This is a genomic window from Chitinophaga sp. SVR4-12A (assembly GCF_056754765.1).
On record NZ_JBPGWP010000001.1, the window covers coordinates 6,356,740 to 6,377,317 of the forward strand.

17 protein-coding genes are annotated in these 20,578 nt (G+C 51.2%); 8 read left to right on the forward strand and 9 right to left on the reverse strand.

Annotated features, from left to right (window positions below):
• Position 1: 1 nt before the first annotated feature.
• Positions 2-1,888, forward strand: a complete 1,887-nt coding sequence (locus ACR9Y8_RS25590) for a heparinase II/III domain-containing protein (protein WP_481216098.1) — start codon at positions 2-4, stop codon at positions 1,886-1,888.
• Positions 1,889-1,975: 87 nt separating this feature from the next.
• On the opposite strand, the gene ACR9Y8_RS25595 is transcribed toward ACR9Y8_RS25590, so the two are convergent.
• The 6 genes from ACR9Y8_RS25595 to nirB all read right to left on the reverse strand — a co-directional run bounded on the left by ACR9Y8_RS25595 (position 1,976) and on the right by nirB (position 12,674).
• Positions 1,976-3,439, reverse strand: coding sequence for a rubredoxin (locus tag ACR9Y8_RS25595; protein WP_481216099.1), 1,464 nt, complete (start codon positions 3,437-3,439; stop codon positions 1,976-1,978).
• Positions 3,439-6,975, reverse strand: coding sequence for a molybdopterin-dependent oxidoreductase (locus ACR9Y8_RS25600; RefSeq protein WP_481216100.1), 3,537 nt, complete (start codon positions 6,973-6,975; stop codon positions 3,439-3,441). Before ACR9Y8_RS25600 ends, ACR9Y8_RS25595 begins: the two co-directional genes overlap by 1 nt.
• A 13-nt stretch (positions 6,976-6,988) precedes the next feature.
• Positions 6,989-8,293 carry an MFS transporter gene (locus ACR9Y8_RS25605; protein ID WP_481216101.1) on the reverse strand — a complete coding sequence of 435 codons (1,305 nt, stop codon included), beginning with the start codon at positions 8,291-8,293 and terminating at the stop codon, positions 6,989-6,991.
• 31 nt (positions 8,294-8,324) lie between these two features.
• On the reverse strand, positions 8,325-9,689 hold the full coding sequence (locus ACR9Y8_RS25610) for an alginate export family protein (RefSeq protein WP_481216102.1): 1,365 nt from the start codon (positions 9,687-9,689) through the stop codon (positions 8,325-8,327).
• A gap of 82 nt (positions 9,690-9,771) precedes the next feature.
• On the reverse strand, positions 9,772-10,155 hold the full coding sequence (nirD, locus tag ACR9Y8_RS25615; protein ID WP_481216103.1) for a nitrite reductase small subunit NirD: 384 nt from the start codon (positions 10,153-10,155) through the stop codon (positions 9,772-9,774).
• 20 nt (positions 10,156-10,175) lie between these two features.
• Positions 10,176-12,674 carry a nitrite reductase large subunit NirB gene (nirB, locus tag ACR9Y8_RS25620; RefSeq protein WP_481216104.1) on the reverse strand — a complete coding sequence of 833 codons (2,499 nt, stop codon included), beginning with the start codon at positions 12,672-12,674 and terminating at the stop codon, positions 10,176-10,178.
• Between the two features lie 213 nt (positions 12,675-12,887).
• On the opposite strand from nirB, the gene cobA reads away from it, so the two are divergent.
• The 7 genes from cobA to ACR9Y8_RS25655 all read left to right on the forward strand — a co-directional run bounded on the left by cobA (position 12,888) and on the right by ACR9Y8_RS25655 (position 17,258).
• A complete protein-coding gene (gene cobA, locus ACR9Y8_RS25625) occupies positions 12,888-13,664 on the forward strand; it encodes a uroporphyrinogen-III C-methyltransferase (RefSeq protein ID WP_481216105.1) in 777 nt (258 codons plus the stop codon).
• The gene (locus ACR9Y8_RS25630) at positions 13,661-14,359 is read left to right on the forward strand and encodes a Crp/Fnr family transcriptional regulator (RefSeq protein WP_481216106.1); all 699 of its coding nucleotides are present in this window, start codon (positions 13,661-13,663) and stop codon (positions 14,357-14,359) included. Before cobA ends, ACR9Y8_RS25630 begins: the two co-directional genes overlap by 4 nt.
• 76 nt (positions 14,360-14,435) lie before the next feature.
• A complete protein-coding gene (locus tag ACR9Y8_RS25635) occupies positions 14,436-14,828 on the forward strand; it encodes a hypothetical protein (protein ID WP_481216107.1) in 393 nt (130 codons plus the stop codon).
• Positions 14,829-14,900: 72 nt separating this feature from the next.
• Positions 14,901-15,263, forward strand: a complete 363-nt coding sequence (locus ACR9Y8_RS25640; RefSeq protein ID WP_481216108.1) for a response regulator — start codon at positions 14,901-14,903, stop codon at positions 15,261-15,263.
• 13 nt (positions 15,264-15,276) lie between these two features.
• Complete coding sequence (locus ACR9Y8_RS25645) at positions 15,277-15,969, forward strand: hypothetical protein (RefSeq protein WP_481216109.1); 693 nt, start codon at positions 15,277-15,279, stop codon at positions 15,967-15,969.
• Between the two features lie 105 nt (positions 15,970-16,074).
• Positions 16,075-16,581 (forward strand): VOC family protein, encoded by a 507-nt coding sequence (locus ACR9Y8_RS25650; protein WP_481216110.1) that lies wholly within the window; start codon positions 16,075-16,077, stop codon positions 16,579-16,581.
• Between the two features lie 98 nt (positions 16,582-16,679).
• A complete protein-coding gene (locus tag ACR9Y8_RS25655) occupies positions 16,680-17,258 on the forward strand; it encodes a hypothetical protein (RefSeq protein ID WP_481216111.1) in 579 nt (192 codons plus the stop codon).
• 6 nt (positions 17,259-17,264) lie between these two features.
• Here the strand turns inward: ACR9Y8_RS25655 and ACR9Y8_RS25660 are convergent, their stop codons facing one another.
• From ACR9Y8_RS25660 to ACR9Y8_RS25670, 3 genes are read right to left on the reverse strand one after another with little or no spacing between them, the layout of a single operon-like run.
• Positions 17,265-18,221 (reverse strand): ABC transporter permease, encoded by a 957-nt coding sequence (locus ACR9Y8_RS25660; protein ID WP_481216112.1) that lies wholly within the window; start codon positions 18,219-18,221, stop codon positions 17,265-17,267.
• 4 nt (positions 18,222-18,225) lie between these two features.
• Positions 18,226-19,221 carry an ABC transporter ATP-binding protein gene (locus ACR9Y8_RS25665; protein ID WP_481216113.1) on the reverse strand — a complete coding sequence of 332 codons (996 nt, stop codon included), beginning with the start codon at positions 19,219-19,221 and terminating at the stop codon, positions 18,226-18,228.
• 3 nt (positions 19,222-19,224) lie between these two features.
• The gene (locus ACR9Y8_RS25670) at positions 19,225-20,382 is read right to left on the reverse strand and encodes a COG1470 family protein (RefSeq protein ID WP_481216114.1); all 1,158 of its coding nucleotides are present in this window, start codon (positions 20,380-20,382) and stop codon (positions 19,225-19,227) included.
• Between the last annotated feature and the right edge of the window lie 196 nt (positions 20,383-20,578).

Below are 20,578 nucleotides of genomic sequence, written 5' to 3' on the forward strand. Positions count from 1 at the left end.
TATGCAGCATTTTTCGTTATTGATCAAACGCTGGCTTTGCCTTTGTTGCCTCGCCATACCATTTGCCGGGAAAGCAAAAGCCGGTGTACCGAAAGATTCTATTCTCGGCGGACTGCGAAAAGAGCATCCCCGCCTCATGGCTACTGATGACGATTTCAAACGTATCGCCCGTGAAAAGGAAACAGATGAATATGTAAAGAAAGCATTCCAACAGGTATATGAAGAAGGAGAAAAGATCCTGACCCAGCCTGCTTCAAAATATGAGATCCCGGATGGCCTGCGCCTCTTAAGTACCAGCCGCCGCGTGGTAGACCGTATCTCCACACTGGGTTTCCTCTATCGCATCACAAAGGAGGAACGCTTTGCGGTCCGTGCCTGGCAGGAACTACAGGCAGCCGCTCAGTTCCCCGACTGGAACCCGAAGCATTTCCTGGATGTAGGAGAGATGACCTGCGGCTTTGCCCTGGGCTACGACTGGTTCTTCGATTACTGGAATACCGATCAGAAACAGGTCATTAAATCCGCCATCATAGAAAAAGGCCTGGCACGTGCCTTACTGGCTTACGAAGGGCTCTCCACCCGTGATAAAGGCTGGTGGATCAATGTGCCGCATAACTGGAACCAGGTATGTAACGGCGGTATCGGCGTAGGCGCGTTAGCGATAGCAGATGAAGAGCCTAAACTTTCCAATGCTATCCTGCAGCACGTACTGGAGCACCTGCCCACTGCCATGCAGCACTTTGCGCCTGATGGCGCCTGGAACGAAGGCCCCGGCTACTGGAATTATGCCACCCGCTACAACGTAGCCATTATCGCCTCCCTGCGCAGCGCACTGGGGCAGGACTTTGGCTTGTCGGCGATAGATGGCTTCTCTAAAACAGGGCTCTTCCCTTTATATCTCAACAGCCCTGTTAATAAGTCATTTAACTATGCAGATGGCGGCGATGAAGGCATCAAAGGTGCGCAGCTCTTCTGGTTTGCAAAGATGTTCAGTCAGCCCGCCGTTGCCGGATACCTGTACCAGTTCAAGCCCGCCGATCCATACGCATTACTATGGTATGATGCTGCGCTTTCAAAAGCTGCTGCTCAATTGCCACCAGACGCTTATTTCAGGGAGGCTGAAGTAGTAACCCTTCGCAGCAAATGGAACGATACCTCCGCCGTTTTTGTAGCGTTTAAAGCCGGCGACAACAAAGCCAACCACAGTCACCTGGACCTGGGCAGCTTTGTCCTCGATGCTTTAGGGGAGAGATGGATTCTCGACCTTGGCAAGGACAACTACAACGTGCCCGGGTATTTCAACGCGGGTAAAGATGGTAAGCGTTGGATCTACTACCGTAACCGTGCCGAAGGACATAACACACTGGTGATCCATCCCGCAGCAACTGCTGACCAGAATCCGCTGGCTGGCACTAAAGTCACGGGCTTTGAAAGCAAGCCAGACGGTGCATATGGCATTATGGACCTTACACCCGCCTACGCCGCTGACGCTTCCAGTGTGACCCGCGGTATCGCTTTGGAAAGAAAAAAAGGAGCAGTAGTGATACAGGATCATATCATCAACCGCAGCCCAACAGATGTTTACTGGTTTGCACATACGCGTGCAGCAATAAAGCCTGCTGCCGATAAAAAGTCAGTGATCTTAAGCCAGCATGGTAAGCAATACATGGCCTCGCTGCTGGCCCCTGCCAATGCCACCTTTGAAGTGGTACCTGCTGTTCCTTTACCTGCATCGCCTCATCCCGCAGAGAACAATCCTAACAATGGCATTCAAAAATTAAGTATACATATTCCTGCTGTAAGCGAAACACGGGTGGTAGTGGTGTTCCACCCTGTTGGCACAGCAGCCGGTAATGCCTATGAAAAGCCGCTGGAAAAGTGGAAGTAGTTGAAAGTAAAGAGGCTGTTCTCTGCCAATTGGCGGAGACAGCCTCACTTATATCTGTTTATCATTGGTGGAATCTATATCATAAGGTTAATATCCCAGCGTACTTTCACCGATTTCCTCGAATACCTCCGCACCGGCTCCGCATAAGGGACAGCCAAAATCCTCCGGCAACGCTCCAAACGCAGTGCCGGGCGCAATGCCCTGCTCTGCTTCACCCAGCGCTTCATCATATACGCTCATACATTGTTTGCATTGGTGCACTTTTCTTTCCGGCGGTTTTATATGTGATAAAGATTGCTGGCTGCTCATAAGGTCCTGCAGGGGATTTGCCTCACTGGCCTGCTCGTAAAAATACTTGCAGAGAGATACCAGGTAGGGACCAAGATGTTCCTTGCTGACATTTTCCCTGAAGGGTATCAGCGTAGACGAATTCGGGTTAAAGCCCGGCGTGTACAGGATATCATAGCGCTGCATGTATTTCAGCCTGCTGTTGTATTTGTTCTCCTGTTTGCGTATCACTACAGACCCGAATTCACTGGTGGCTGATTCCATGTGAACGCTGAAACAGAGTCCGTAGGTACGCACGTCTTCTTTGTCAAAATGGCGAATGATGTGGCGTTTCAGCACCAGCCCATCTTCCGAATTATCTTCTACCTGCCAGTTCAGTTCATTGGCGGCATGCCGCACATTGATCCGGTATTTGCCCAGCACATAATCCCACAGGGGACGGTGTACAGGATTTATATTTTTGATGATGATCGTCTTCCAGGGAGTAGCATACAGCTGTCCGGTTTTTGTTTCAAGACAGATGGCGCAGAGGTCCTGCAGAAAGGCCACCGGGAACAACTCATCCCGGCGATAAATGCCCAGCCAGTAGCTGTTTTCATGCCGGTTAAAACCCTCGTAATAGGGCAGGTGAAAGGTAGGTACTTCCAGCTCTTCTTTTACAGGGCGGCCCATATATTCCAGTGCAGACCTGGTGCGTTCGTACAGGTCGCTGCTGTTCACATCCCCTGCTTGCAGCAGCGTTTCTATCTGCCGGCTCACCCGGCTGATATGATTGGTATAGATCAGTTCCGGCCATGCCAGCAGCTGTCCGGTGCCTGGGAAACGTACAAACAGGTGCCAGTAATGCGCATGCTCAGACGTGATCCAGTTAATATGGCCTGTAAAGAAAGGCGTAAACGTTTGGTGACGGTCGCAGATATTCAGCTTCAGGGAAGGCGTATAATCAAACAGGTCAAACACATCTTTGTAATCGCCTTCAGACAGCCAGCTGTTGCCATGGGTAAAGATACCGGCAGCAGGGTAGGAGCTGGTAATGTTATGATTGATCTCCGGCTCATGGAATACGATTTTCTGTTGCTTGCATTGCTGGCTGAACTGCTTAAAATATTTTACCGGTACATCTATTAACAGCTGTTGCCGCAGGCCAAAATGTACTTCAGCTACTTTTGCGGCAGCAGCTATTTTCAGCGCTTCCTGTAAATAGCCCGGTGAGATGATCCCACCCGTAAAGTTGATGCTGACGGTATGTGTTTGCTTTCCCATTAGATTACCTCCTCCACCAGTTTTTTCTGTGTTTCTTTCGCGGGGCTTGCTCCTGTCATTCTTTCCAGTATCGCCTTTACCTCCGGTTTGCAGCTGCCGCAGCCAAGTCCTGCGCCGGATGCCTTGCACAGGCTCTCCAGCGTGGCATGGCCTTCCTTGATCTTATTGCAAATGTTGCCTTCGCCTACATTGCCGCAGGAGCATACCAGCGGGCCAATCACCGGTTCCGCTTTTTTACCGGAGCGTAAGAGCTCGAGCCGCTTTTCACTCAGCTCCATATTGTTCTGCATCAGTTCTTTGAACTCCAGGAATTCAGAGCGGTCACCGATGAGGATAGCGCCCATCAGGCGGTCGTTATGAATGACGCATTTCTTATAGTAACGTTTGGCTTTATCAATGAACACTACTTCCTCATAGGCAGGATCATCCGGTGTTTCCACCATGCCCAGCGAACAGATGTCAGTACCATGCATCTTCAGTATGTTCATGAATACTGAGCCCTGGTAATAGCTGCCGATATCGCCGCTCAGGAAACGGGCTACCACGGCCGCCTGCTGTTCTGCTGCGGCGGTAATGCCATACAGGGTGCCGTTGAACTCCGCTATCTCGCCAATCGCAAAAATATCAGGGTCGCTGGTCTGCAGGTATTCATTCACCACCACCCCGCGCTTACAGCTCAGCTGGATGGATTGAGCGAGTTCTGTGTTCGGAACAGTGCCAATGGCCACTACCACCGCCTGGCAGTCTATCTGCCGGCCGCTCTTCAGCTGTATGCCTTCCAGCTTTTTCAGGCCGTTAAAGCGGGCTATTTCATCATTGAACAACACTTCTATGCCGCGGTCTGTCAGCTCTTCACACAGCAGCTGGCTGCCAAGGGTATCCAGTTGGCGATCCATCAGCCGGGAGGTACGTTGTATCACGGAAACGGATATGCCCATTTCACGTAGGGAGGCTGCCAGCTCAATGCCCAGCAGGCCGCCGCCAGCTATGACCACTTTCCCGTTCTCAGGGTTGACATGCTTTCTGAAAGCGTCTGCATCCGGGCGGCTGCGCATAGTAAAGATCCCGGTCAGCGGCGGCACGTCCTTCAGTTGTGCCGCTCTGCTTCCGGTGGCCATGATCAGTATATCGTAAGGGTGTTTTTTACCCTGGCTGTCTGTAACGGTTTTACGCTGGCGGTCTATCGCGGTAATGCTGATGCCCTGGCGCAGCGTGATGTTATAGGAGTCTTCCTCATCCTGCGACATTTTCACCAGCTGTTCCCAGGCCTGTGCGCCGCTGATATAGTCAGGCAGCATCACGCGGTTATAGAAGGGCAGCGCCTCCTTGCTGAATATGGTGATCTCGTCGGTGCGGTTAATTTCCCGGTAAGACCTTACAAACCCGCATGCACCCGCTCCTGCGCCGATCACTACGATCTTTTGTTTGGGCTTACGGTAACGTTGTACCTGTACTGCTGCAAACTTGAGGTCCGGCTGTTTAGAGTAGGGGTCCAGCCTGCTTTCTGTAAGGTTGTTGGCTCTGTGCAGGTCGCGCTGTAAGATCTTGCCCCAGTGCATGGGCAGGAATACTACGCCTTTCTTGATGCTGGCGGTCAGCTTCGCTTTTACGCGCACGCTGCCGCGCTCATTGGTGATCTCTACAATATCATCCTGTGAGATCTGCCGTTGACGCGCATCTTCGGGATGTATTTCCAGGAAGGAATTGGCAATATGCTGCTTCAGCTTATTTACCTTGCCTGTTTTGCTCATGGTATGCCACTGGTCGCGTATACGCCCGGTGGTCAGTATCAGTGGATGCGTTGGTGTAGTGGGTGCGGAAGTATTTTCATCTTCAAAAGAATGGATCACTGCTTTTGAAGAAGGAGTATAGAAACGATGATCCGTGAAAAGCCTGGCGGTTCCACCGTTAACAGTTCCCTGTGGATAAGGCCATTGCACGCTGCGCTGTTCACGCAGGGTATTATAGTTCAAGCCGGTGATATCAATACGTGTACCGGCGGTAAGACGGCAATGCTCTTCATAGATCTCTGATGGTGACTGGTAGGAGAATCCATGATAGCCCATCTTCTGCGCAAAGCGGCAGATGATGCTGGCATCCGGTAAAGCTTCTCCTGGTGCATCCGTGATCTTATGCAGGTAAGTGATCCGTCGCTCCGCATTGGTCATGGTGCCTTCCTTCTCCGCCCAGGTGGCGGCAGGCAATATCACATCCGCGTATTGCAGCGTTTCTGCCCTGTTGGAGATCTCCTGCACCACTACAAACTTTGCTTTCTGCAGCGCTGCCTCGGCTCTTCTTACATCAGGCAGGCTCACCAGCGGATTACTGCCTACGATCCAGATGGCTTTGAGCCGTCCTTCTTCCAGCGCGGTGAACATTTCTGTGGCCGTTAGCCCGGGTTTGGGAGAAAGAGTAGTACCGCCCCAGAAGGCCTGCACCTCTTCTCTGTGTTGCGGGTTATCCAGCACACGGTGTGCGGGCAGCAGGTTGGCCAGCCCGCCTACTTCGCGGCCGCCCATGGCATTCGGCTGTCCGGTTAAGGAGAACGGACCGCTACCGGGTTTACCGATATGTCCTGTAATAAGGTTAAGATTGATCAGGCTCAGGTTCTTGCGTACGCCTACTGCGCTCTGGTTCAATCCCATGGTCCACATGGTGATGAAGCCTTTTGCTTTGGCAATGTAACCGGCTGCTTCATGAATAGCTGCTTCCGGGATGCCGCAGATAGCAGCTGCTTCCGCAATGCTGCGCTGCATCACTGAATCACGGTAGGCGGCAAATCCTTCCGTATGTTCCTGTATAAAGGTATGATCTGTAAAGCCATTAGTGATCAGCCACCTGCCGATAGCATGGTGCAATACAATATCGGTGCCGGGGTTCAGCTGCAGATGTACGTCTGCAAGTGAACAGGTTTGTGTGGCGCGGGGATCACTCACGATGATCTTCATCGCCGGGTTGGCCGCCTTGGCAGCCTCCACACGCCGCCATAAGATGGGATGGCACCAGGCAGGATTGGCGCCGGCTACAAATATGCAATCGGCCTGCTCAATATCATCATAACAAACAGGCACGGCATCTTCTCCCAAAGACATTTTATACGCAGCTACGGCACTACTCATGCACAGGCGGGAGTTGGTATCTATGTTATTGCTGCCGATAAAGCCTTTTATCAGCTTGTTGAGCACATAGTATTCTTCTGTCAGGCATTGTCCTGATGCGTAAAAGGCAACAGAGTCGGGTCCGTGTTGTGCGATCAGTGTGCGGAACACGGCAGCAGCCCTGTCCAGCGCCTGGTCCCAGCTTACACGCTGCCTGGATAACTGCCGGTTGTATCGCATTTCAGGATATAACAGCCTATCTGATTGGTCCATCACCGTGTAGTGAAGGTTCATGCCTTTTGAGCAAAGCATTCCCCTGTTCACCGGGTGGTCTTTATCCCCGCTTACCTGTAGCCGTCCCTGCCTGTCCTGCTGCACTACAATGCCGCAGCCTACGCCGCAATAACAACACGTTGTTTTGAAAGAAGATGCCTGCATGATAAAAAATTGATCAAATTTCCAGCGCCACCTGCACGTCTTCTGCAGACTGGTCAGCCGGTTTCTTTACAAAGCTGGTGATCATCACTATCGCCGCTACCGTGATCACGATATAGCCGATATAAGTGAACGCCTGTATGTATGTAATACTTTCTGACTTGAAAAGGAAACCGAACAACATGCCACCCAGGTTACCACCTGCACCTACTACACCACTTACCAATCCCACGTTCTTCTCATTAATGAATGGCACAATACCGTAGGTGGCGCCATTCGCCATTTTCAGGAAAAGCGCAAAGCTCAGCATGGCGATGATTGCCAGTCCTAAAGAGTTGGCCTGTGCAAACAGCAGCAGACCTGTGCCTTCCAGCAGCAGCATGAAGGCCAGCAAACGGCCTTTGCCTTTCATGCCCGATCTGGCGCCTACTTTATCGGATACGATACCACCCAGCGCGCGTGCAAAAATGTTCATGAAGCCAAAGATGCCTGCCCAGAAACCTGCACTGCTTTGTGAAAGATGGAAAGTATCCACAAAGTGAAGGGAGGCCACATTGTCAAAGGTGATCTCCATACCAAAGCACATGGCATAGGCCATCATCAGCGCCCAGATGCGCCAGTCGGCCAGTATGCTCCAATCCGTCTTGCTCTTGGTGGCGTTACGTCCTATCTCATCATAGTTACCTGCCGGTGTATCTTTGGTATAACGGTGATATAAAAAAGCGACGCCCAGCATCATCAGTCCGGGTAAGATCATGGCATAGCGCCAGGCTTCTTCTTTGGTAAACCCAAAGCCTACTATGGCCGCAAAGATCAATGGCATCACCATGTTGGTAACACCGCCACCCAGATTGCCCCATCCGCCGGTAACTGCATTGGCAGTGCCTTTGATAGAAGGTGCAAACATCATGGAGGTATGGAACTGCGTCACCACAAAGGAGGCGCCTATCACACTGATGGCTAAACGGAACAGCAGGAAGGTAGTATAATCATGTGCCAGTCCTACGAGGAACACCGGCAGCGAGCCGGCTAGCAGCAGGCGTATCGCTGTTTTACGCGGGCCCCAGGTATCGCATAAGCGGCCTATTACCAGGCGGGCAATGATAGTGCCTGAAACGGAAGCAATGATAATATTACCGATCTGGCCTTTGCTCAGTCCCAGGTCCTGGCGGATAGTAGGCATCAACGGAGCCAGGCCGAACCAGCCAAAGAAGCACACAAAGAACATCAGCCAGGTGATGTGAAAGGTGCGCATCTGTATAGAGCTCAGACTAAAGATCCGCAGTTTGTCTAAAGGTTGATTGTTAGGAGTAAAAGCCATAGCATATCTTTTTAAAAGTTGGTACAATAGATCATTTAAACAGGAATGAAGGCCGTATGCTCACCATCAGGTAAGCCCAGTTGCTGTTGCTGCTGGCATTGGTCACATTCTTTACCCCGGCTGCAGTTAAGGAGTTGGTGTTCCAGAAATGGCTGTAGCCTCCTTCAAAAGCGATCATTGGCGTCAGCGTGTAAACCGCTACCAGGTCAGCCTCTGTGCCGAAGCGGCGTGTCAATGCGGGTTTATCAACTGTCACCGGTATATCGCTGGCGCTGTAAAACTCGTGCGCATCGGCTGTGATCAGCCACTTCTTGCCTGGTTTGATCTTTGTCTTTATATAATAATCCTGCAATCCCCTGTTGCCAAAACCGCTCGCTGCATAGAAATAATCCATGAAGCCCCAGAACTTGTGCGGCGTGCCGTACAAAGGGTCAAATGCATGACTGGTATTGCCCTTACCTCCACCGGAAGTATAATCAACTCCGGCGCCTGCGCTGAAAGCAGGGTCTATTGCATATTGAAAAGCGCCCGACAATAAAGTACCGCTCAGGTCTATGCCATCGGCATTCTTACCAAACTGGTAATAAGCAGCTCCGGTAAGTGTAAGGCGCTGAAAAGTGTTATTGAAATAAAGGCCGGTGGTCATACGGCTATAGGTAGATCCTTCCCACACTTTCACCGGTGCATTGTTCACACTGTCAGTATGGTATTTGGAGAATTGGTCTGTCAGGAACAGGAAGGAGATATTGCCCTTGGCCAGCTTCCTGCCCGCATATACGAATTCCAGGCTCTTATAGTTATTGCCGCCATTAGTGTTACCAGTGTAATTGCCGGGAGGAGTGGCATCATAGATCGTGTTGGAAGCATTCTCCTTGTTCTGGTTGAACGCGCCGCCTGCATGCAGCATCCAGTCTGCCGTTTCATATTTTAACAGTACCGCATCATGACGCCTTGCCTGTTGCAGCCAGTCCAGGTTGCCCAGCAGGCGGGAGTCATCATACAGCAGCTCCTGGCGGCCGATCTTCAGGGCCAGGCGTTTGTTCTTAACGATCGTGTCTGTCAATAATATCTCGGCCCATGCTTCATGCAGCATCAGACCGTTATTATTGGCGGTAGTGGTACGGTTAATAGTAGAACCGTCCTGCCCCCATACCCGTACGTCCTGTATGGTTACGCCGAGTTGAATGCGATAAGCGCTGAAGCCCGCAGAAAGGCGGGTACGTTGCGATGTGAATACGGCGGGAGATGCATCGTGGGCCAGGGGAGCGCCTTGGCCATCACGGAATTCTGTGCGTGTTCTCAGCTGGGCATTGAGGGAGAATTGCCCGTAGGAAGGAAGAGACAAAGCCACACAGAAAAGTAAGCAGATAATCCCGCCAGGGAATGATTTTTTCATGTAACTTTGGTTGGTTTTAAATGTGATGCCTATCATATTAAGATCAGAAGCCCGGCTAGCCTGCCCGCTACCGGGTTTCTTTTTATGCCATTACTTCTACGTTCTGCCCGCCTGAGCCAATGCCGATATATACACGGTCTCCTTCCACCTTTACAGGGTAAGTGTTCAGTGAACATTCGTGCTCATCATTCAGACAGCGTCCGTCTACTAAGGAAAATGATTTTTTATGGAAGGGACATGCCACTTTAGGCTCACCTTCCTGTGTGCCGGTCATGCCGCGGCTGAGGGCCATCTGTCTGCGGTGCGGACAAAGATTCTGGGTGGCGTACCATTCGTTGCGCCTTGCAAAACGGAACAATGCGATCTGTTCATCAAAGTACTTTACACATACACCGCCATTGGCAGGTACGTCTTCTACTTTACAGGCATAGAACCAGGTGAGCGTTGCTGAATTTTCTAATGACATATGAATTGGTTTTTGAAAGTTTATTTCCATTCTGCGGCTTTCTTCTGTTCGCGCAGGTTATCAAATTTGATGGTCGGGTCTTTTTCTTCAGGTGCATTTACAAAGTGGCTGAAGCGTTTTCTCAGCTCAGGGCTTTCTACCACCTCTTTCCATTCGCATTTGTAATTGTCTACCAGTACCTGCATTTCAGCTTCCAGCTGGGCGGCGATGCCCAGGCTGTCGTTCACCACTACGTTGCGCAGGTATTCTATACCGCCGTCCAGTTTGTTCAACCAGGTGGCCGTACGGGTCAGCGGGTCGGCAGTCTTGATATAGAACATGAGGAAACGGTCAATTAAGCGGATACAGGTAGCGCTGTCCACATCTCCGGCCAGCAGCAGGGCATGTTGAGGCTTGGAGCCGCCGTTACCGCACACATACAGGTTCCAGCCTTTTTCAGTGGCAATGATGCCGAAGTCTTTGGACTGTGCTTCTGCACACTCGCGGATACAACCACTCACAGCTGATTTCAGCTTATGCGGCGCGCGTAATCCACGGTAACGTTGCTCTATCTGGATAGCAAAGCTCACACTGTCGTGCAGGCCAAAGCGGCACCAGGTGCTGCCCACACAGCTTTTCACGGTGCGCAGCGCTTTACCGTAAGCGTGGCCGCTTTCAAAACCCGCTGCCACCAGCTCTTCCCAGATCAGGGGCAGATCGTTCACGTGCGCGCCGAACATATCGATACGCTGACCACCGGTGATCTTGGTATACAGGTTGTATTTTTCTGCTACCTGGGCAATCACCATCAGTTGTTTGGGAGTGATCTCTCCGCCCGGTACGCGGGGCACAACAGAGTAGGTGCCGCCTTTCTGGATATTGGCCAGGTAACGGTCATTGGAATCCTGCACCGTATCGTTGCCTTTGGTCAGGATCATTTCGTTCCACAGGCTGGCCAGGATGCTGGCTACCACGGGTTTGCACACCTCGCAGCCGTCGCCATGGCCGTAATGGTCCAGCGCCTCGTCAAAAGTGCGCACCTCTTTTATTTTGATCAGGTCAAACAATTCCTGCCGGGAGTAGGAGAAGTGCTCGCACACCACGTTCCGGATATATTTGCCCTGCGACTTCATCGTGCTGGTGATCAGGTCTTTTACCATCGGAACGCAACCGCCGCAGCAGGTACCCGCTTTGGTACATTTCTTTACAGCGTCCAGGGTTTCATTGCCTGCTGTCACGGCATCGCAGATAACCGCTTTGCTTACGTTCTCGCAGCTGCAGATGGTGGCTTCGTCTGGCAAGCCCAGTACGCCCGCCCCGGATTCTGTCTGTCCGCCTCTTGCGCCCAGCAGCAGGTCTTCCGGGTTGGGAGGCAGTATCACTTTATTCTTGGCCGTTTGCAGCAGCATATTATAGGCATCTGCATCTCCGATCAGGATGCCGCCCAGCAGGTATTTACCATCTGTACTTACATTGATGCGTTTGTAGATGCCCTTTATCGTGTCCTCAAATACGATGGTCCTGCACTGGTCTGCAGGGGCGAAGGGGTTACCGAAGCTGGCCACATCCACGCCGATCAGCTTCAGCTTGGTGCTCATGTCAAAACCGGTGAAGGCTTTCTGCGTACCTAATATATGAGAGCAGGCCACTTCTGCCATTTCATAACCGGGGGCCACCAGGCCATAGATCATACCATTATATAAGGCACATTCGCCGATGGCATAAATGCAGGGGTCAGTGGTCTGCAGCTGATCATTTACCACGATGCCGCCACGGTGACCGGTTTCCAGGCCGCAAAGGCGGGCTACCTCGTCGCGGGGGGATATACCGGCGGAGATCACCAGCATATCGGCCTCCAGGATGCTGTCGTCAGCAAACTGCAGCCCGGTAATGGTGTCTTCGCCCATAATATTAGTGGTAGATTTGCTGGTGTGGATCTCCAGTCCCAGTGTTTCCAGCTTGGCTTTCAGCAGGTTGGAACCCGCCTCATCTATCTGCCGGGGCATCAGCCTGGGAGCAAATTCTATCACGTGGGTCTTTTGCAGGCCCAGGTCCAGCAGGGCTTTGGCAGCTTCCAGGCCTAAGAGGCCGCCGCCTATTACCGCCCCGGTGGTAGCCTTGGGCGCATAGTCCCGCATCATTTCAAGGTCTTCTATTGTCCTATATATAAAGACGCCCTTTTTGTCAACCCCCGGTATCGGCGGTACAAAAGCAGCCGACCCGGTAGCCAGCACCAGGTAATCATAGCTTTCAGTAATGCCTTTGTAAGAGTGGACGGTTTTCAGGGTCCGGTCTATCTGTTGTACCGGGTCGCCCAGATGAAGGGTAATGTTTTGTTCCGCATACCAGCTGGCAGGCGCCATTTCCAGGTCTTCCGCCGTTTTGCCGGAAAAGAATTCGCTTAAGTGTACACGGTCATAGGCTGGGCGGGGCTCCTCGCCAAAAACAACCAATTCTACTGCGCCAGGAGCGGCTTTGGCAATCATCTTTTCACAAAACTTGTAGCTGGTCATGCCGTTGCCGATAATTACAATTTTCATTGCCCGGGATTTTTTAATGTGATCTAGTTAATGGATAATGGATCCTCAGCTTTATATAATAATTATTTTAATATAATGTCTTGGATAAATATTCCGGGTTTGTTTTGGTCGTTTTGTATGATTTGCATCATGAAATTAGCAATTTTAATTTTAATTTTATAGCGGTTAGTATGATTAACATCATATAATTATTATTATCATATATCTTATTCTATGGCTATACCATTATTATCCCTGGTAGGAGCCGGGCCTGGAGACCCGGAATTGATCACCCTGAAGGCAATAAAAGCCATCGGGCAGGCAAATGTTATATTATATGATGCACTGGTGAACGAATCGCTCCTGCAGTACGCCGCCCCGGGGGCCATCACCCGCTTTACCGGTAAAAGATATGGCTGCCATATGCTGTCGCAGGAAGAGATCAACCGCCTGATCGTGTCGGATGCCCGGGCCTATGGCCACGTAGTACGCCTGAAAGGAGGAGACCCCTTCATATTCGGCCGGGCAGCAGAGGAAATTGGGGCCGCCCGCAGCGCCGGTATCCCGGTACAGGTAGTGCCGGGGATCTCGAGCGCACTGGCAGTGCCCGCCGGACAAATGATCCCGCTTACCTGGCGGGGAACCGCGGAAAGCTTCTGGGTTACAACGGGCACTACCCGGGACGGCAGCATCTCTAAAGATATCTTCCTGGCCGCCCGCTCCTCCGCTACCGTAATTATATTAATGGCTATGAGCCGCCTCGAAGCCATTATGGATATATTTATGGAGGCCGGGAAGGCAGACCTGCCCGCCGCCATCATCCAGGAGGGTAGCACCCCCAGGGAAAAAATGGTGAAAGGTACCGTTAAGGAAATTGCCTACCGGGCCGGGCACGCCGGATTAACTAACCCCGCTGTCATCGTAGTGGGCGAAGTGGTAAATCTCTATGACGCGATGTTGCCCACCCACATACAGGGCATTGCCGGTAACCTGAACACTCATTCCGCGTGAAAAAGAAAGACAAAGAGGGATGCGATCTCAAAAGCTGCATGCTGTGCCGCTTATGCATGAAGGAATGGGCACCGGCCATAGACGCCCACCGGAAGAATTTCTCGGTGAAGAAAGGCCAGCTGCTGTTCCGCGAAGGGGATAAGGTCACCGGTATCTATTTCGTATACGAAGGTCTCGTCAAAGTACACAAGCACTGGGGAAAAGACAAGGAGCTGATCGTGCGCTTCGCCCGCAAAGGCGATATCGTGGGGCACCGGGGGGTAGGACAGGAGCTGGTATACCCTGTTTCAGCTACCGCCCTGGAACCGGTGACCGTCTGCTACGTGGATATGGCCTTTTTCCAGTCCAGCCTCCAGGTCAACCATACGTTTTTATATGAGCTGATGCTTTTCTACGCAAAAGAGCTCCAGGAATCTGAAAAGAATATGCGGAACCTGGCCCACATGTCTGTAAAAGGCCGGGTGGCCAACGCCCTCTTGCAGCTGCAAAGCAAATTTGGCATTAATAAAGAAGGCGTATTAAATATCACCCTGAGCCGTCAGGACCTCGCCGCCTATACGGGCGCTACCTACGAAACCGTGTTCCGTACCCTGGCAGAACTGTCGCAGGACCGCATGATCAATATCAACGGAAAAGAGATCACGATCCTCCACCAGGGCAGGCTTGAACGCCTTGCAAAAGAGAACGGGGAGTAAGCGTAGCAGTTATAACTGCGTTAATCTTCGGGCACAGATCATCTTAGATTAAGATTATTTCACTATTTTAGCCCCGATGATCAATTGGCGAACTTCCCAGAACTATCTCCTGCTGTTTGCAATTGCCTTTAAGACATTGATATTGGGGACAGTGCTCACGCTGGCTACCCATAACATTTGCTTGGGGCAGTTGCTGAACGATGATATTAACTGGACGCAGATCGTCGGCAAACAACGCAAGAGAAATGACGATCATTCCTCTCATGTGCTTGTTTACATGCATACCGCCATTGTTCCTAAAGCGGGTTGCGATGTATGGACCATACGAAGCTGCATGTTGCCTGCATTGTTCTTTGCATGGCTCCTGGCTTTTCCCCGCCGCAACATCTTCCGGAGCAGTTTTATTGACCCGCTGCTCAGATTCATGCCTGATAAGATTTTCATCAGGCATTGCGCATTGCTCAGATGATGGTTTTAATCGTCAGAAGCCTGTTGCTTCTGCATCAAGATTGAAATTATCACCTAGAATCCGTGCGTTTAAATGAATCAGACTATTTTAATTATTGAGAAGAATATAGAGGCCTTTCTGTACTATAAGAAGATCCTGTTGAAAGAAGGATACCAGGTGCAGCATATATCATCAGACATACAGTTGTTAAAATATGAATTCAGTGTGCCGGCGCTCTTCGTTATCAGCGACCGTTTTTTAACACTGACAGCCGTTGAGATCTGCCAGCATCTGAAAAACAATCCCCTGACCGGTATGATCCCGGTGGTGATCGTTTCAACCATCCTCGATATCGAATCCCGGGCCCTGCAATGTGGAGCCGATGCCTTTATCGGAAAGCCGTTTGTGGTGAGTGATTTTCTGACAATCATCAGGCGCTGCCTGAATTTTTTATAAAAAATCCACCAACATGAAAACACTTGCAACACTTTCTTTCCTGCTGCTAACCCTGCTGGGAGCCAGGGCGCAATCTCCCGTGATCGGCGCCTGGAAAGCCACATCGGGTACCACCACCTCGGTGCTCCTCATCACGGATGGTTATTTTACCATTACCGCATATGATGGCAACACCTTTAAATACACTATGGGAGGCACCTGGCAGAGTAACTCCGAAGGTACCGCCACTACTACCATAGAATTCGATTCCCGGGATAAGTCAAAAGTGGGCACGCATCCCGAGGCCGATGCCGAGTTTACCGGAGACCAGCTCACCAGCAGCATAGGCAATGAAAAGAACACCTGGGACCGTATAGACGATGGCAACAGTCCTATGCTGGGTGTATGGCACATCACCGCCCGCGAGGCCAACGGCAAGATGAACGAAATGAAGCCAGGCGCCCGCAAAACCATCAAGATCCTCACCGGTACCCGCTTCCAATGGGTGGCCATCAACACCGAAACAGGAGAGTTCTTTGGCACCGGCGGCGGAACATACACATTCGAAAATGGCGCCTATACGGAAAAGATAGAGTTCTTTTCAAGAGATAGCAGCAGGGTGGGCGCGTCCCTCAGCTTTAAAGGCGCCGTGAACGGCAACAAATGGGACCATAGTGGCAACAGCTCAAAAGGCGATCCCATCCATGAGGAGTGGACCCGTAAGTGATCATGTCGCATTCAACCCCCGATTATGTCGCTTTCGCACAGCTTCGGGCTCGTTTTCCGAAAGTACCTTTGATGTAAACAGCAACTCATCAAAATCTTTCATACTATGGAAAAGACAATCACTTCGCCACAGCTGACCAGCTGCCTGTGGTTTAACACACAGGCAGAAGAAGCTGCCAAGTTCTACACTTCTGTTTTTAAGGATGGTAAGATCCGCCGGATAGCCCATTATACGGAAGAAGGATTTGAAGTACATGGAATGCCCGCCGGTACCGTAATGACCGTCGAGTTTGAGATCGGCGGGCAATCATTCCTCGGACTGAACGGCGGCCCTCACTTCACATTCAATGAAGCGGTATCTTTTGTCATCAATTGTAAGTCGCAGGAGGAAGTGGATTACTATTGGAACAAGCTCACCGACGGCGGTGATCCCAAAGCACAAATGTGCGGATGGCTGAAAGATAAGTACGGCCTTTCCTGGCAGGTAGTGCCCACGGTGCTGAATGAAATGATGCTGGACCCTGATAAGACCAAGGCCAATCGCGTAATGGCTGCCATGCTGAGGATGAAGAAGCTGGACATTCAGCCGCTGGAAGCAGCTTACGCAGGATAATGCTCAAAGCTATATAGCAAGGCGTCGGTGGCAACCGGCGCCTTTTCTGTTAAATAAGGTCTACCTTTGCCTTAACTGTAACCTCAAAACACTGAACAATGAAAAAGCTATTACTACTCGCCTGCGCGGGCGCTCTCTTCATTCCTGCGCTCTCTGCCCAGCAGCTGACAGAAACGGCCGCCCTGCTTTTCAAAGATGTCAAAACAAAGCTCTCGGTAAAAGAAAAAAATGAGATCGCCGCACAGTTAGGCTTTATTCCCTCCGGCAAGGATGATATGCCTTTCGCGCAGGACAAGGACAGTAAAGAGTATCCTTTTACTGCTGCCGTCTTTCCCGCCGATATGAACAAGGACGGCAATGAAGAGGTCTTCGTTGTTTTCGGTAACACCTTTACTTCCGGTAATGCCGGTTCCAGTGTTAATCTGTTCATCAAGGATGCTGCAGGTAAATATGTACCGCAGCTGGGATTTCCCGGTATGGCCCCCGACGTGCTGACCACCGTCAGCAAAGGCTATCCTGATTTGCTGATCGGAGGCCCCGGCATGGAGTTCCCTGTGTGGAGATGGAACGGCAAGGCTTATAACCTTTACCGGACGGTCAGTGATAAAGGATACGAAACACTCAGGAAGAAGGACCTGGCGGATGTCAGCAAAGCCTACACAACCACCATTCATTAACATTCCTTACCTGGAACGTATCTCCCTCCTCATAAAAGCAAAATAAGACACTGCGAAGCATAGCACCGTTGCGGCAATAAGGCCGGTCAGCTGTGGCCATACGATCAGCAGGCTTTGTCCCAATGGTAAAGGACTGGGAATGGCGCCGTATACCTGTTCCATAGTGAGCGGCCCCAGGCTGCGCACGGAGGGCATCAGCAAGGTAACGGTGGCATCACTGTATAACTGCGTGGGCACAATTCTCAGCAGGTTCAGGATCATCTCCTGGTACCTCATCACAGCTTCCGGCGGTGCAAACTGCGAGGGCATGAAGGCCTGTGCCACCAGTTTGATAATAAGCTGGTAAAAGATGCTGAAGAACAGCCACACTGCAATAGCGGCCAGCGCTGAAGTGGCGGGCTGCCGCAGCAGCACCGAGAACAGGATAGAAAGGTTGAGCCAGAAAGCTACATGCAGGATGTTGAGCAGTATAAAAAACACTACCCGCATAAATTCGCCTGGCGTGGGTGGTATACCGATGATCATCAGTCCCAGGCCCATTACCAGGAAACCCAGCGCAAAGAACAACACGCTGATCACCGCCAGCGATGCCGCAAACTTTGCATTGATCAGGTAATCTCGATGAATGGGCTGCGACAGGATCCGGCTGAGTGTACCGCTGTTCTGTTCTGAATTGATAGCGTCAAATCCCAGGCTGATGCCCAGCAAAGGCCCGAGGAACCCCATCAGCACATGGAAGGGTGGCATGCTGCCATCGGAAGCGGTAAACAGCTTCAGGAAGAAGAATGACCCATCAGGATCATCCGGTTTGATCGCTTTACTGAAGTTGCTGATAGAAATATACAATGATCCGAAACACGTGAGCAGGATCAGTGAGAGCAATATGATAAAACGCCAGCTGCGTACATGATCTGCGATCTCTTTATCTATGATCACCCGGAACGGATGTTTCGGTAAAGCCATGGTATCAGGAAGCCTTTTCATAAACATTGCTGCCTTCAAAATAACGGTTATAAATATCATCGAGCCCGTACGCTTTCCTGTTAAGATAGGTCAGCCCCAATCCGGTGCCTACAATGGCCCCGGCAATAAGCGCTGTTGCATCCTGCGTGCAACCTATCCTGAAAAGGCCTTTGTCGTACAATACGGAGCGAACGCCTTCCACTGCCTCCAGTTGCCGCTGAAGGCGCGCTATTACTGGTGATGTGTTATCCGGTTTGGAGGCGTCCCCTGCCGATGCAGTAACGCCTGCTTCAATGGTATAGGGCTCGCCTGCAAACAGGGTAGCCGACAGCGTAGGAATATCGCCTTCCGCCAGCAGTTTTCCCGCTACAAAGATGCCTACGCGGTCGCATACCTGCTGTACCTGGTGAAGATGATGGGAGGAGAGCAGCACCGTGATCTTTTCTGCGCGGCTCAGTTGCACAATGAGGTCCAGGAACTCCCGCACGCCTTTCGGGTCAATGCCCAGTGTAGGTTCGTCGAGGATAATCACCTCCGGATGCTTGATCAGCACATCGGCAAGCCCCAGGCGTTGACGCATACCGCGGGAGTAGGTCCTTGTTTTTTTATCCTTCACTTCATACAGCCCTACCCGTTGCAGCAGCTCATTTGCCCGTAGTGCCGCTTCTTCGTCGGATATGCGGTTCAGTCTTGCGGTATAGAGGAGATTATCAAGGCCGCTGCAGTTTTCATAGAAGCCCACTTCATCCGGCAGATACCCTACCCTGCGTTTAACATCAATAGGATGGGTGGTAGAGTCAATACCGCACACCTGTACTGATCCGGCAGTAGGTTCTGTTAGCCCAAGCATCATCAGGATGGTGGTTGATTTACCTGCGCCGTTGGGGCCCAGTAATCCGAACACTTCACCTTTTTTGATGTACAGGTTAAGGTTGTCAACAGCCTTCAGCGTGCCGTATTGTTTGGTAAGACCGGTCAGCGCAATAATGTTTTCGCTCATGGCTCACCTCCGTCCGTATTTTCTGAACAAATAATATACGCTGCTTAATGCGCCGAGGATGATGATGATCCCCAGCCAGCCAGACAACATCGAGGTGCCGACCGAAACCCGGAAAGCTGCTTTGGACGAAGCCTCCGGCGCCCGTGCCTCCAGGTTGGTCACATAGTCGCCGGCGATAGCTTTCTTATCGGCTTTGATCACCGCAGATACCTGTGCAATCTGTCCCGGCGCCAGCGATGCTATTTTCTTTGGATCAAAGCTCACTTCCCAGTTTGCAGGAGCGGCTGATTGCATATCGATATTCTTCAGCGGCGCAGAGCCCTTGTTGATCACCACCAGTTCAATACGTTTGTCATCGCCCGCCGTGAGGCTGGTGCTCAGGAGCCCCTGCGGAGTGCTCAGTTCCAGTGCATAGGACCCCGTGATAGCCGCCTGCAGCTCCAGCTGTGCCGATGTACTGCTGGTAGTGGCTACGATGGGTATCTTGTACGTGCCTGCCGCCAGCTGATCCGGCGGGTCTACTTCAATGGTGATGTCCTGGGTATGGTTAGCCTCTACATTGACAGAGGATACTTGTTTGTAATTGGCTTTAAAGGCCACGTTCCAGCCTGGCGGTGCGTAGGCGCTCAGCGCATACAGCTGGTTGTCTGCCGTTCGGTTTCTCAGTGTGGCGTTATAGGTAAAGGTGGAATTGGCCGCGCCTTCAATGTTAGGCTGTGTGGTGCTCAGCTCTGTTTCAAAAGTACCTGTTTGTGAAACGTTCACCGTAAGCGGTAGCTGGCTAAATCCCCTCGCCTGCAATGCGAAATGGTAGCTGCCCTTGTTGATCTTCAACGGTACCTGCAGCTGCAGCTCAAAGCTTTTCTTTTCTCCGGGCAGCACAGATAGCTGGCTGATGTTCCAGCCCCCTGATTTCATCACATAGGTCCAGTCTTTAGACAGGCCCGTTAAGATAATGTCCGCGTTTTTTAAACTGCCGCTTTTGTTGATCACATCCACTGAATAGGTGACCGACTCTCCCGGAGAAACTGAGATCTTGGTATAAGGGGTGTAAAGAACAACGCCCTGTGCGGCGCTGCTACCGTGGAATCCGCCTGTGAAAAATCCTGTCAGGAATAGTGGAATTAGGATCTTGATTAATCGATGTGCACGTACTGGCATAATATATAACAGTAAATGGTTTCAATGACTAATTAAGTGTGCCAAATTTATTTAAATGGAAGAAAAAGTGTCAAGGGTAGAGAAAATTTTTAAGGAAATTTTAAGAAATGGAGAAGGAGGAAAGTGGGTTGCAGCAGTCTTATTTTAATTGTTAACTGCCGATTAACGCTTCTATTCCTTTAGTGAATTTAAATTC

Excerpts from the sequence above, each read along its gene's own strand:
- ACR9Y8_RS25595 (WP_481216099.1), bottom strand. The coding sequence starts at position 3,439 with ATGGGAAAGCAAACACATACCGTCAGCATCAACTTTACGGGTGGGATC.
- nirB (WP_481216104.1), bottom strand. The coding sequence starts at position 12,674 with ATGAAAATTGTAATTATCGGCAACGGCATGACCAGCTACAAGTTTTGT.
- ACR9Y8_RS25590 (WP_481216098.1), top strand. The coding sequence starts at position 2 with ATGCAGCATTTTTCGTTATTGATCAAACGCTGGCTTTGCCTTTGTTGC.
- nirD (WP_481216103.1), bottom strand. The coding sequence starts at position 10,155 with ATGTCATTAGAAAATTCAGCAACGCTCACCTGGTTCTATGCCTGTAAA.
- ACR9Y8_RS25650 (WP_481216110.1), top strand. The coding sequence starts at position 16,075 with ATGGAAAAGACAATCACTTCGCCACAGCTGACCAGCTGCCTGTGGTTT.
- ACR9Y8_RS25605 (WP_481216101.1), bottom strand. The coding sequence starts at position 8,293 with ATGGCTTTTACTCCTAACAATCAACCTTTAGACAAACTGCGGATCTTT.
- ACR9Y8_RS25665 (WP_481216113.1), bottom strand. The coding sequence starts at position 19,221 with ATGAGCGAAAACATTATTGCGCTGACCGGTCTTACCAAACAATACGGC.
- cobA (WP_481216105.1), top strand. The coding sequence starts at position 12,888 with ATGGCTATACCATTATTATCCCTGGTAGGAGCCGGGCCTGGAGACCCG.
- ACR9Y8_RS25600 (WP_481216100.1), bottom strand. The coding sequence starts at position 6,975 with ATGCAGGCATCTTCTTTCAAAACAACGTGTTGTTATTGCGGCGTAGGC.
- ACR9Y8_RS25610 (WP_481216102.1), bottom strand. The coding sequence starts at position 9,689 with ATGAAAAAATCATTCCCTGGCGGGATTATCTGCTTACTTTTCTGTGTG.
- ACR9Y8_RS25635 (WP_481216107.1), top strand. The coding sequence starts at position 14,436 with ATGATCAATTGGCGAACTTCCCAGAACTATCTCCTGCTGTTTGCAATT.
- ACR9Y8_RS25640 (WP_481216108.1), top strand. The coding sequence starts at position 14,901 with ATGAATCAGACTATTTTAATTATTGAGAAGAATATAGAGGCCTTTCTG.
- ACR9Y8_RS25660 (WP_481216112.1), bottom strand. The coding sequence starts at position 18,221 with ATGGCTTTACCGAAACATCCGTTCCGGGTGATCATAGATAAAGAGATC.
- ACR9Y8_RS25645 (WP_481216109.1), top strand. The coding sequence starts at position 15,277 with ATGAAAACACTTGCAACACTTTCTTTCCTGCTGCTAACCCTGCTGGGA.
- ACR9Y8_RS25670 (WP_481216114.1), bottom strand. The coding sequence starts at position 20,382 with ATGCCAGTACGTGCACATCGATTAATCAAGATCCTAATTCCACTATTC.
- ACR9Y8_RS25655 (WP_481216111.1), top strand. The coding sequence starts at position 16,680 with ATGAAAAAGCTATTACTACTCGCCTGCGCGGGCGCTCTCTTCATTCCT.